The organism is Moorella glycerini (assembly GCF_009735625.1).
In the GTDB taxonomy this organism is placed as follows: Bacteria; Bacillota; DSM-521; order Neomoorellales; family Neomoorellaceae; genus Neomoorella; species Neomoorella glycerini.
The window spans coordinates 3,140,786-3,152,762 of sequence record NZ_CP046244.1 but is presented as its reverse complement, the minus strand read 5'-3'; the positions used below and the strand labels follow the sequence as shown (position 1 = coordinate 3,152,762).

At 57.3% G+C, this 11,977-nt stretch carries 10 protein-coding genes and 1 riboswitch; of the genes, 7 read left to right on the top strand and 3 right to left on the bottom strand.

Annotation, left to right across the window (positions count from 1 at the left end):
• Positions 1 to 10: 10 nt before the first annotated feature.
• The 3 genes from galU to MGLY_RS15755 form a co-directional block, all read right to left on the bottom strand.
• Positions 11 to 919 carry a UTP--glucose-1-phosphate uridylyltransferase GalU gene (gene galU / locus MGLY_RS15765; RefSeq protein WP_246187359.1) on the bottom strand — a complete coding sequence of 303 codons (909 nt, stop codon included), beginning with the start codon at positions 917 to 919 and terminating at the stop codon, positions 11 to 13.
• A 72-nt stretch (positions 920 to 991) separates the two neighbouring features.
• A complete protein-coding gene (otsB, locus tag MGLY_RS15760; RefSeq protein ID WP_156275448.1) occupies positions 992 to 1,747 on the bottom strand; it encodes a trehalose-phosphatase in 756 nt (251 codons plus the stop codon).
• A complete protein-coding gene (locus tag MGLY_RS15755) occupies positions 1,722 to 3,179 on the bottom strand; it encodes an alpha,alpha-trehalose-phosphate synthase (UDP-forming) (RefSeq protein WP_156275444.1) in 1,458 nt (485 codons plus the stop codon). Before MGLY_RS15755 ends, otsB begins: the two co-directional genes overlap by 26 nt.
• A gap of 99 nt (positions 3,180 to 3,278) precedes the next feature.
• Positions 3,279 to 3,425: riboswitch (cyclic di-AMP (ydaO/yuaA leader) on the bottom strand.
• A 116-nt stretch (positions 3,426 to 3,541) separates the two neighbouring features.
• Between MGLY_RS15755 and MGLY_RS15750 the strand changes: the two genes are divergently transcribed.
• The 7 genes from MGLY_RS15750 to MGLY_RS15720 all read left to right on the top strand — a co-directional run bounded on the left by MGLY_RS15750 (position 3,542) and on the right by MGLY_RS15720 (position 11,977).
• Positions 3,542 to 5,704, top strand: a complete 2,163-nt coding sequence (locus MGLY_RS15750; protein ID WP_156275442.1) for an amylo-alpha-1,6-glucosidase — start codon at positions 3,542 to 3,544, stop codon at positions 5,702 to 5,704.
• 86 nt (positions 5,705 to 5,790) lie between these two features.
• Positions 5,791 to 6,981 carry a glycosyltransferase family 4 protein gene (locus tag MGLY_RS15745; protein ID WP_156275438.1) on the top strand — a complete coding sequence of 397 codons (1,191 nt, stop codon included), beginning with the start codon at positions 5,791 to 5,793 and terminating at the stop codon, positions 6,979 to 6,981.
• 162 nt (positions 6,982 to 7,143) lie between these two features.
• Positions 7,144 to 8,466, top strand: a complete 1,323-nt coding sequence (gene lysA, locus MGLY_RS15740; protein WP_170291128.1) for a diaminopimelate decarboxylase — start codon at positions 7,144 to 7,146, stop codon at positions 8,464 to 8,466.
• A 15-nt stretch (positions 8,467 to 8,481) separates the two neighbouring features.
• Positions 8,482 to 9,546, top strand: a complete 1,065-nt coding sequence (locus MGLY_RS15735) for a tRNA nucleotidyltransferase/poly(A) polymerase family protein (RefSeq protein WP_156275436.1) — start codon at positions 8,482 to 8,484, stop codon at positions 9,544 to 9,546.
• 16 nt (positions 9,547 to 9,562) lie between these two features.
• A complete protein-coding gene (locus tag MGLY_RS15730) occupies positions 9,563 to 10,192 on the top strand; it encodes a site-2 protease family protein (protein ID WP_156275434.1) in 630 nt (209 codons plus the stop codon).
• 20 nt (positions 10,193 to 10,212) lie between these two features.
• Positions 10,213 to 11,190 (top strand): tryptophan--tRNA ligase, encoded by a 978-nt coding sequence (gene trpS / locus MGLY_RS15725; protein WP_156275432.1) that lies wholly within the window; start codon positions 10,213 to 10,215, stop codon positions 11,188 to 11,190.
• Positions 11,191 to 11,209: 19 nt separating this feature from the next.
• Complete coding sequence (locus tag MGLY_RS15720) at positions 11,210 to 11,977, top strand: segregation and condensation protein A (RefSeq protein ID WP_156275430.1); 768 nt, start codon at positions 11,210 to 11,212, stop codon at positions 11,975 to 11,977.

The following is an 11,977-nucleotide window of genomic DNA, read 5'->3' as shown; positions in this document are numbered from 1 at the left end:
AGCCGGAGGTTCAAGAACCTTCGCCGGTAGCAACCTCCAGATTGCCCGGGGCCGAAGAGATTATACCGGCCAGGTATTCCCGGAAGGGGCCGGCCAGGTCCGGCCGGGCCAGGGCGAATTCCACCGTGGCCTGGAGGAAGCCCAATTTATCGCCAATATCGTAGCGCTTACCCTGGAAACGGTAGGCATATACCCGTTCCTCCCGGGCCAGCAGGCGCAGGGCATCAGTTAGCTGGATCTCCCCGCCGGCTCCCGGCTGGACTTCCGCCAGGAGGGGGAAGATCGCCGGCACCAAAATGTAGCGGCCGATGACGGCCAGGTTAGAGGGCGCGTCTTCCGGTCGCGGCTTTTCCACCAGGTCTTTAACCTCGATGAGACGGTCGCTTATTTCTAAGGGTTCGATGATACCATAACGGTTGACTTCATCCCGGGGTACTTCCTGGACGGCAATCACCGGGGCTTTAACTTCACTGTAAACTTCCAGCATCTGCTCCAGGCAGGAGGGATGGTTGACGATGATGTCGTCACCCAGGAGTACGGCGAAGGGCTCCTGGCCGATAAATTTACGGGCACAGTAAACAGCGTGGCCCAGGCCGAGTTGTTCCTTCTGCCGTATGTAGTGGATATCGGCCAGCGCCGCCACACCTTCCACCAGGGCCAGGAGGTCTTCTTTGTCTTTTTCCCGCAGGAGGTTCTCCAGCTCCAGGAAACGGTCAAAGTGATCTTCAATGGCCCGTTTGTTTTTCCCGGTAATAATGAGTATATCCTCTACGCCGGCGTTAACAGCTTCTTCAACGATAAACTGAATGGCCGGCTTGTCGACAATAGGCAGCATTTCCTTGGGCTGGGCCTTAGTGGCCGGCAGGAAGCGGGTGCCCCAGCCGGCAGCAGGAATAATGGCTTTCTGGACCGTTAACAACAAATACCACCTCGTTTTCAGCATGCTAAACTATCTTTATGTTACCAGGGCCAGGATAGACCCGGCCTGGTGTTAAAAAGAGGTTAAAAGCTCCAGGAACTGGACAACTGCTGCCGGGGATGGTAAAAAATAACGAGCCCGGCTGGCAACCTGTTTACCGATACGGATGGCCAGGCCGCCGGCGGGCAAGGCTGCAAAGGCATCTTCATCAGTCCGGTCATCGCCTAAATAGACGGGTAATGCCCGCGGCCATTGCCTGGTGAAGTATGTTACGGCCAGGCCTTTGTTAATCCCCCGGCGGCGAACTTCCAGCACTTTGTGACCGGGAAGCAGTTCGAGATTGTCTTTTAAAAAGGGTTTTAGCCCCTGGCGAAACTGCTCCAGGGCTGCCGCAGCAAGCTGTGGGTCGGCCAGACGGTAATGCAGGGCAATAGCTTCACCTTTATTTTCCACAAAGAGGCCTGCAATACCTGCTACCACCCGACAGGCCAGCCTGAAAATTTCATCCCAGGGGATATCTTCTTGCCCGGGCGGCAGGAGGCTGATGATCCGCCCTTCCGGGGTGGCTACTTCCACCCCGTGCAGGCCGGCATAGTAAAGCCCCCCCACTGGCAGCAGCTCTAACAGGTCCCTTAAACTCCGGCCACTAATAATGGCCAGGTGCAAGCCTGGCCTGGATACCAGTTGCCGGATCAAGGTCAGGAGGCGGGGGCCGGGACGGGCCAGTTCTGGCCTGGGCGCCAGGGGGACCAGGGTGCCATCGTAGTCACACATGAGGAGCACTTGCGGGTAATCCCGGACTTTAGCTGCCAGCTGAGCCGGAGACATCTGCCGTTTCCTCTTCCCGGGCCATCATGGCCTGGTGGAAACAGGTCAACCACCAGCGGATATCATGGCGGCGCACCTTTTCCTGCAACAGGCGCATCCTTTTTTCCTGCTCGGCCCGGCCCATATTGAGGGCTGTATTTAAAATCATGGCCATGCCATCAATATCGTATGGGTTGACGAGGACAGCACCCTTAAGTTCCTGGGCGGCACCGGCGAAGCGGCTTAAGACCAGGATCCCGCTGCTATCACGGCGGGAAGCCACGTATTCTTTGGCCACCAGGTTCAGGCCATCCCTTAAAGGTGTAACCAGCATGATATCGGCCGCCAGGTAATAGGCTACCAGCTCCTGCCGGGGCAGGCCCCGCCAGAAGTAGTGGACGGGGCGATAACTACCTTCGCTGAAGCGGCCATTAATGCGGCCCACGGCAGCTTCTACTTCTTCCTTGAGCCGGCGGTAGGCCGGTACGGCCGTCCGGCTGGGTACGGCAATCTGGACCAGGGCCGCCCGGCCGCGCCATTCGGGTACTTCTTCCAGCAGGCGTTCCCAGGCCAGCAGCCTTTCCAGGATACCCTTGGTATAATCCAGCCTCTCTACACTCAGGGCCAGGTGTTCTACGCCGAACTGGCAGCGCAAGGTTTCAGCCCGGGCCCGGGTCCCAGGGTTCAATGCCTGGCGCTGGAAGGCCTGGTAATCGACACCCATGGGCCAGGCACCGACATGGATGCGCCGCTGTTGCCAGTAGACAACATTGTGCTCAAAATCCACCCGGGCACCCAGCAGGGTGGCGACGGCATTCAGGAAATTATCGACATAAGACTGCAAATGAAAGCCCAGGACATCTGTCCCCAGGAGACCGCGCAAGATTTGGGGCGCCCAGGGGAGGGTGGCCAGGAGATCGTGGTGGGGAAAGGGGATGTGCCAGAAAAAGAACTGCTTTAATTGCGGCTTGCGGTGGCGGATTTGGGCCGGTACCAGGGCCAGGTGATAGTCGTTGACCCAGACGGTATCGCCTTCCCTGGCTTCCATAAGCGCTGCTTCCGCAAATTTGGCGTTAACTCGAACATAAGTTGACCATTCCTGGGAGTTATAACGACACTTTTCTAAAAAATAATGGCACAGGGGCCACAGGGCGCCGTTGGTAAAACCGTGGTAATAAAGCTTTATTTCCCCGGCAGTCAGGGGAACCTCCAGGAAGGTATAGGCCGGATCTTCCCGGGGCACCGCTAAACGTACCCCCGGGCTGTTCTCCTGCGGCGCTTCACGCCCGCCCCAGGAAACCCAGACGCCGCCCTTTTCCTTCAAGAAGGGTTCTACTGCCGAGACCAGGCCGCTGATGGCCGGTACAGGTTGGATACCGCTGTCAGTGGCTTGCAAATTGTACGCACCCCGGTTGGAAACCATAATAATTTTAGGAGCCTGTTTTTTAGCCACTTAGCATACCTCCTTTTAGCCTGTGCCTGTTGCCGGGATTTACTTCACTCCTTTAAAATAAAATTAAACCCCGGGGGACCGGGGTATGAAAGTACCGTCACATATCCCCTTCCACGCTTACGAAGTTAGCTGACGGATTCGGGCTGAAGGTTAGCCCTACTCGCCGGAATTAACCGGCGAGATTCACCCCGGCAAAAGTGGGTCCCCCGCTTACGGCTGCGCACCGCAATTCAGCGTTCCAGGTTATACAAAATTATTATATCATACTGGTAACGAAATGCAAATATTAAGTCCTTTTATTTTAGGAAGGATATGCCAGGGCACCTGCCGAATTCTTACGAAAAAAAGCTGGAGGGCGGGATATGCTGGAAACACAGCTGGATTTGCGTAATAATCCCTGCGTTTTTGAACCCCAAACAGAGGTACTTAAAGAGGGGAGTATTTTCGCTATCTCCCTGCCGGATGGTTCAATTATTGACCAGGATAACGGCAGCCTGGGCCTGTATTATAATGATACCCGTTACTTAAACTGCCTGGAACTCCGTACCGGCGGGCGGCGACCTGTTTTTCTTTCCTCCTCTGTGCGCGACAGCCATTTTGCCCAGATTGAATTAACCAATCCTGTTTTTGCCTTACCTGATGGCAAAGTAGTACCCGCCCAGACCATCCACCTCCGCCTTTTGCGGCTGATTAAAGGGGCCCTCTATCAACGCTTGCGCTTGATCAATTTTAATCCTTTCCCCGTAAATTTAAACCTTCATTTTACCATCGGTGCTGATTTCCGGGATGTTTTTGAGGTTCGCGGCAGCCAGCGCAAGCGCCGGGGAGAGTTGTTGCCAACAGAGGTTCACCCCCAGGGGTTAATCCTCGCTTACCAGGGTCTGGACAACGTGATCCGGACCACCCATATTACCTTTGCACCGGCACCGGCCGGTATTGTAGCCCGGCCAGGGCGGGCCGAAGTTTCCTATGACCTTACCCTGCCACCCCAGAAAAAGATTTACCTGCACTTAAAGATTGAACCCGACGGGCAAAACCTGTCCCCGGCCACGCATATCAGCGACCTTTTTTCAGCGGCCACCATAGAACTGGCCGGCTCCTACCACCAGTGGCAAAAGGAATCCACCCAGATCTGGACGGATAACAATTTTATTAATGATATGTTCCGCACGGCCATTACCGATCTGAAGGCCCTGGAAATTGATTATCCCGGGGAGGGGAAAATTATTGCGGCCGGGATACCGTGGTATACCGCTCCTTTTGGCCGGGATTCTCTCATTACTTCCTGGCAGGCCCTTATCTTAAACCCCGACCTGGCCCGCCATACCCTGCGTTTCCTGGCCCGCTTCCAGGGGAAGCAGGTGGACAAATGGCGGGAAGAAAGGCCGGGAAAAATCCTCCATGAATTGCGGCGGGGCGAGATGACCCGCTGCCGGGAAGTACCCCACAGCCCCTATTATGGTTCCATAGATGCCACCCTGTGGTTTATTATCCTCCTTGCTGCCGCCTACAGGTGGACTTTAGATCAGGACCTGTTACAGGAAATGGCCACCCCTTTACGGCGCTGCCTGCACTGGTGCCTGCGTTACGGTGATTTAGATGGTGACGGGTACCTGGAATACCAGCGGGAATCGCCAGCGGGCCTGACCAACCAGGGGTGGAAGGATTCCTGGGATGCCGTAGTCGACCGGGAAGGGCGCATCCCTGAAGGCCCTGTGGCCCTGGTAGAAGTCCAGGCTTACTACTACCTGGCCCTCCTGGAAGCCGCCCATTTATTAACGGTCCTGGGGGACAAAATGACGGCGACTGAACTGAAGTCGCGGGCCAGTAGGTTAAAAATGCGCTTCAACCGGGATTTCTGGCTGGAAGAAGAGGGCTACTTGATTTTTGCCCTGGATGGTAAAAAAAGGCCCTTTACCACCCTGGTCTCCAACGGCGGCCACGCCCTCTTTACCGGTATCCTGGAACCAGAGCGGGCCCGGAGGGTGGCCCGGCGCCTGCTGGCCGGGGACTTTTATTCCGGCTGGGGTATTCGCACCATGAGCAAAAAGGAAAAGGCCTATAACCCCATGAGCTACCATAACGGTTCCGTCTGGCCCCATGATAATGCGATTATAGCTGCCGGCCTGCGCCGCTATCAATGCCTGGAGGAGTTATCACGGCTGGCCGGCGGCCTTTTCGCCGCCAGTTCTTATTTTAATTACCGTCGCTGGCCGGAATTGTTTTGCGGCTTTACCCGCCGGGGCCTGAGCGGGCCGGTGCGTTACCCTGTGGCCTGTGACCCCCAGGCCTGGGCGGTAGGCAGCCTGTTTGCCTTCCTCCAGCATCTGCTGGGCATTGAGTTACGGGATAGTACCCTTTATATATCCCGGCCCATATTAATACCCGGCACCAGGAGGGTGGAAGTCAAGAATCTGGCTGTGGCCGGTAGCCGTCTTGATCTGGCTTTTGAAGAAAAGGAGGGGCGAATTTTTGCCCATGTTTTGAAGAAAGAGGGTGCTATTAAAGTCATCATTGAAGCCTGAAGGTTTTGCCCTTTATTGACTTTCAGCAGGGACATTATATAAAATAAAGCTGGTAATTTTTCTTAACAATGGGAGGCTGATGTAATATGCGCATTGCCATGTTACACTGGGCTTTTCCACCGATCATCGGGGGCGTGGAATCCCACCTGGCCCTCTTGTGCCCTTACCTGGTCCAACAGGGGCACCAGGTAAGCCTCCTGACGGCCACAGCCCCCGGCACGCCGGCGAGAGAAAGCTGGCGGGGAGTAACTATTAAACGTTCACCTTTACTTGATCTAAATTCTCTCACCCCTGAAACCATTGAAGCCAGGGCGCAAGAAATCAAGCAGCTGCTGGAAAAATTTTTACTGGAATGCAGGCCCGACATTGTTCACGCCCATAACTTCCATTACTTTAGCTTTGTCCATGCTGCCAGCCTCCAGGAAATCTGCCACCGCCACGGCTGGCCCCTCGTCCTCACGGCCCATAACGTCTGGGAAGACGAACTGTGGGCAAGGATGAATACCCTGGCGCAAGGCTGGGACCAGGTTATAGCCGTCAGCCATTACATACGCCAGGAACTGATAGTAAATGGCTATCCCCCGGGGCGAGTGACGGTAGTTTACCACGGCACCGACACGACCACCTTCCGGCCGCCGTCCCCGGTGGACATCCAGGCCATCTATGCCACCTATCCGGCATGGCGGGACCGGCGGCTTATTTTCCATCCTGCCCGCATGAGCCGGGCCAAGGGCTGTGACGTCAGTATCCGCGCCCTTGATCTTATCCGCCGGGAAATTCCCGACGTTTTACTGATTCTGGCCGGTACTACCAATACCGTCGACTGGGGTCAGAAACAACCGGCGGAAGTAGCCTGGCTCCAGGATCTCATTGCCAGCCTGGACCTGGACAAGAATGTCTTTATCCGCTTTTTCCCCTGGCAGGAAATCCCGGCGGTGTATAAAGCAGCCGAGGTTTGCCTTTACCCGTCGTCTTTCCAGGAGCCCTTCGGCCTGGTAATGCTGGAAGCCATGGCCACGGCCAGGCCCATTATCGTCAGCCGGGCCGGCGGTATGCCGGAAATAATCCGTCCCGGTTATAACGGCTTTTTAGTCTCCATGGGCAACTACCAGGAACTGGCCCGCTATACAACCTTCCTGCTGCGGAATCCGGAGGCAGGCACGGTCATGGGCCAGAACGGCCGCCGCCTGGCGGAAGAAAACTTTACCACGGCCGTCATGGCCCGCAACACCCTGGCGGTATACAGCCAGTTGCTGGCCCTGCCCCGGGCCAGTTAGGGCAATAGGCAATAAAAACCAGTATTTAGCACAAATACAGTATTTTACATGATTGGTTGTGCCTGCGAGGGAACCGGCGGGGGTTCCCTTAATTTTTCTAGACATAGCAGGCAGCCTCGGTTAAAATGAGAGTATATTGGGTGAAAGGAGTAACCGGTTTTAATGCACTTGCAGGGTACCATGCAGGTAAATGCGCAAGGCCGTCTTACCATCGGGGGCTGCGATGTTGTCGAACTCGCCCGGGAATTCGGCACGCCCCTTTATATCTTTGACGAAGAGTGTATCCGTAACAACTGCCGGGAGTTTTACCGGGCCTTTGGCGTGAAAGAAGGCCTGGCCAGGGTTATCTACGCCGGCAAGGCATTTTTGACTACCGCCATGTGCCGGATTATCGCCAGTGAGGGGCTGGGGCTGGATGTTGTTTCCGGAGGCGAACTTTATACGGCCCTGGCGGCCGGTTTTCCGGTAGAAAACATTTACTTCCACGGCAACAATAAAAGCTATGCTGAACTTTGCCAGGCCCTGGAGGCCGGGATAGGGCGGTTTGTAGTTGATAATTTTGCCGAACTGGAGCTTTTAAGCCGCTTGAGCACGGAACGGGGCCAGGTGGCCCGGATAATTTTAAGAGTGACACCGGGGATTGAAGCCCATACCCATGATTATATCCGTACCGGCCAGATTGATTCCAAGTTCGGCTTTACCCTGCCCAATGGCCAGGCCCTGGAGGCCGCCAGGCGGGTCAAGGATTTGCCAGGTATTGAGTTCAAGGGTTTACACTGCCACATTGGTTCCCAGATCTTTGAGCTGGAACCCTACAGCCAGGCGGTTGCCGTCATGCTGGAGCTGGCCGCCGCCATTAAAGAAGCGACGGGATTGCTTACCTCCGAGCTTGATCTGGGAGGCGGTTTTGGCATATATTATACTGCTGAGGATCATCCCCGGCCGGTTAGTGCCTATGCGGAAACGATCCTTGCCCGGGTCAGGGAGGAAGCCCGGGCCTTAAACCTGCCTCAACCCCTTGTAATCGTTGAGCCGGGCCGCGCCATTATCGGGCCGGCGGGCAGCACTGCCTATACCGTGGGTACCGTTAAAGAAATTCCCGGGGTGCGCAAGTATGTGGCCGTCGATGGCGGCATGGCCGATAACATTCGCCCCGCCCTTTACGGGGCTAATTACGAAGCCATCCTGGCCAATAAAGCCAATCTGCCGGCGGCAGAGACGGTAGCCATTACCGGTAAATGCTGCGAATCCGGCGATATGCTCATCTGGGAGGCGGACCTTCCCCGGGTGGAGGCCGGCGATATCCTGGTCATTTCCTGTACCGGCGCCTATGGCTACACCATGGCCAGCAATTATAACCGCCTGGGCCGGCCGGCAGCCGTCCTGGTCCGGGAAGGAAACGCCGACCTGATTTTAAAACGGGAAGATTACAATGACCTGCTGCGCAATGATGTCGTCCCGGCCCGGCTGGTTTGTACCAGGTAAATTACCTGGCAACCTATGATCCCTTACCAGAAACTCTTCCGTCGCAACCAGCTACGCATCCTGGCCCAGGCCAGGAAAATAGCGCCCGTTAAAGGCCAGCGGGTTTACCTGGTAGGCGGGACGGTCCGGGATCTGCTCCTGGGCCGGCCCGAGGTCGACCTGGATCTGGCGGTGGAGGGCGATGGCCTCCTCTTTGCCCGGGAACTGGCCCGGCAGCTGGGTGGGCGCCTGGCTTTTCACGATCGCTTCCTGACGGCTACCGTCTACTGGGGCGGCGAACGGGTGGACGTAGTCACCACCCGGCAGGAATATTATCCCCGGCCCGGGGCCCTGCCCGAAGTGGAGCCCGCCACCCTTGAAGCTGACCTGGCGCGGCGGGATTTTAGCGTCAATGCTATGGCCCTGCCCTTAATGGCCAGGGACCTGGGTGAAATCCTCGATCCCTTTGGCGGGCGGGAAGACCTGGCCCGGCAAACCTTGCGGGTGTTGCACCGGAACAGCTTTCGTGATGACCCGACCCGCCTTTTAAGGGGGGTGCGTTTCGCCACCCGCTTGAAATTTATCTGGGAAGAAGAGACCTGCTCTTTAGTAAGGCAGGCCCTGGCAGGAGGTTACCTGGACCTGCTGGAACCGAAACGCCTCTGGCAGGAATTTATCCTTCTGCTTAAAGAGCGGCGGCCGGTAGCAGCCTGGGAAAGTTTAATTGACCTGGGCTGGCAGGGTCTACCGGGGGCCGGATTGCCCGATGTGGCCGCCGGCCGGCGGGCGGAAAAACTACTCTGCCAGTGGAAGTGGCGGGGCCAGCGACCCCTGGAGGCCAGCCTGGTTTATTTTTTAATCGCCACGGTAAAATTAAGGGCAACAGCCCTGGCAGAGGTCCTGGATAGCGTAAACTTCGGCCGCAAAAAGCGTAACCTGATTTATGCCGCCAGGGATTTGTTACCGGAACTGGCTCCCTGCTTGGCGCGAGGGTCCCTGCCGGAATGCCTGCCGGCCGGCCCCGGTATGGCCCCGGAAGCCCTGATCTTTATCCTGGCCGTGGCGGGCTGGAGCCGGCTCCCGGCCCGGGTATTACCCTGAGGGAAAGGAGACAGCCATGCACCTGCAAAGTTTACCTCAGCTGGTCTTAGGCATCCCGGCTATTTTAATCGCCCTGACCTTCCATGAATATGCCCATGGCAAGATGGCTTACCTGCTGGGCGACCCGACGGCCAGGAACCAGGGCCGCTTAACCTTAAACCCCCTGGCCCACCTGGACATCCTGGGAACCCTGCTCCTTGTTGTGGCCGGTTTTGGCTGGGCCAAACCGGTGCAGATCAACCCCTATTACTTCCAGATGGACCGGCGCAAGGGGATGATGCTGGTGGGTCTGGCCGGTCCGGCCATGAACCTGGTGCTGGCTTACCTGGCGGCAGTTGTCCTGCAGCTATTTCTCCGCTTTGCTATCGGCGGCTACTGGCTGGCTACTTTTTTAAACCTGCTGGTGGGCTATAACGTGGTGCTGGCCGTCTTTAACCTCATCCCGGTGCCGCCCCTGGACGGCTCCCGCGTCCTGGCTGGCATTTTACCCCCGGAAGGGGCGGCGGCAGTTTACCAGTTAGAAAGCTACGGCACCTTGCTTTTACTGCTCCTGATTGCCACCGGCATTATCGGCCGCATCATGGGTCCCCTGGTGACCCTGGTACTCAACCTGATTATTACGGCCAGCGGCCTGGCATTTGTATAAGTAGAGGAGTGTTTCATAGAATGCGTATTTTGAGCGGCATGCGCCCCACAGGGCGGCTGCATATTGGTCATTTGAGCGTGCTGGAAAACTGGGTGCGCCTGCAGGAAGAAAACGAGTGCTTTTACTTTATTTCCGACTGGCACGCCCTGACCACAGGTTACGACAATACCGCAGAGCTCCAGGAGAATATCCGGGCCATGCTTCTTGACTGGCTGGGCGCCGGCTTAGACCCCGAGCGCAGCACCATCTTCGTCCAGTCCCATGTCAAGGAGCATGCGGAGCTCCACCTGCTCTTTTCCATGTTCACCCCCCTGTCCTGGCTGGAACGCGTCCCCACCTACAAGGACCAGATCCAGCAGCTGGGCAAAGAGGGTAAGGACGTGTCGACCTATGGTTTCCTGGGCTATCCCCTCCTGATGGCCGCTGATATCCTTATCTACCTGGCCGACGCCGTGCCGGTGGGCGAGGACCAGCTGCCCCACCTGGAATTCTGCCGGGAAGTGGCGCGCCGGTTTAATCACCTCTACAAAACTCTACTTTTCCCCGAACCCCAGGCCCTGCTGGCTAAAGTGGCCATGGTACCCGGTATTGACGGGCGCAAGATGAGTAAAAGCTACCACAACGACATTCCTATGTCAGCTTCACCGGAAGAGGTTTGGGAAAGGGTGCGGCTGATGATCACCGACCCGGCGCGGATTCACAAGACCGATCCCGGGCACCCGGAAGTATGCCTGGTCCACACCTACCACGAGATCTATAATGGAGAAGAAGTTGAAGAGACACGGGTCAACTGCCGGGGCGGCCGTATCGGCTGTGTCCCCTGCAAGAAACGCCTGGCAGAGAAAATAAACGCCGTCCTGGAGCCGGTCCGGGAGCGGCGGGCCAGGTGGGCAGCACGGCCGGAATTAGTTGAGGAAATTCTGGCGGCCGGGGCCGCGAAGGCAAGGATCACGGCAGGACGTACCATGGCCATGGTCCGGGAGGCCATGGGAGTTTAACTTTAATGGGGTGGGGCGTATGATCGGCAATATACGGCTGGATATTTTTCAGGGCCCCCTCGATCTCCTCCTCACCCTTATTGAACGCCAGGAAATCGATATTCAGGCCATCCCCGTGACCGAGGTGACGGCCCAGTACCTGGAATACCTCCATGAAGTAGAGGAGCTTGACCTGGACTGGGCCAGTGAATTTTTAGTCCTGGGTGCCGAACTGTTAGCCCTCAAGGCCAGGTTGCTCCTGCAACGCCCGCTTAAGAGTGGGCCGGAAGAGGAAGAAGAAGGAGAGGGAGAAGATCCTGCCAGGCTCCTGGCCGAGCGTCTTATAAAATACCGCCGCTACCGGGAGGCAGCCGCCCATCTTGGTGATCTGGCTGCTAAAGGAGCCCTTGTCTTTGGCCGGCCCCTGGACCAGGAGGCTGTCGCCCGGGCCCTGGCGGGTATTAACCCCCTGGCCGGGGTAACCCCCCTGGATCTGGCCCGGGCCCTGGCCAGGGTGCTGGCGAGGCAGCCTGTAACTCGCAAGCCAGAAACCCGGACCATTACCCGCCCGGCCCTAACCCTGGTGGGGCAAATACGCACCATCCTGCGCCACCTGCACCAGCAGGAGGAACTCACCCTGGCCTCCCTTCTAAGTCCCAGGCCCACGCGCCTGGAAGTGGCGCTAACCTTCCTGGCCCTGCTGGAACTGGCCCGCCGGGGCCGGATAACCCTTACCCAGGAGGAAGCCTTCGGCAGTATTATAGTAAGGCGGCTTTCTGCCAGCGATTCCGCTGCTGCTCGGGAGTGA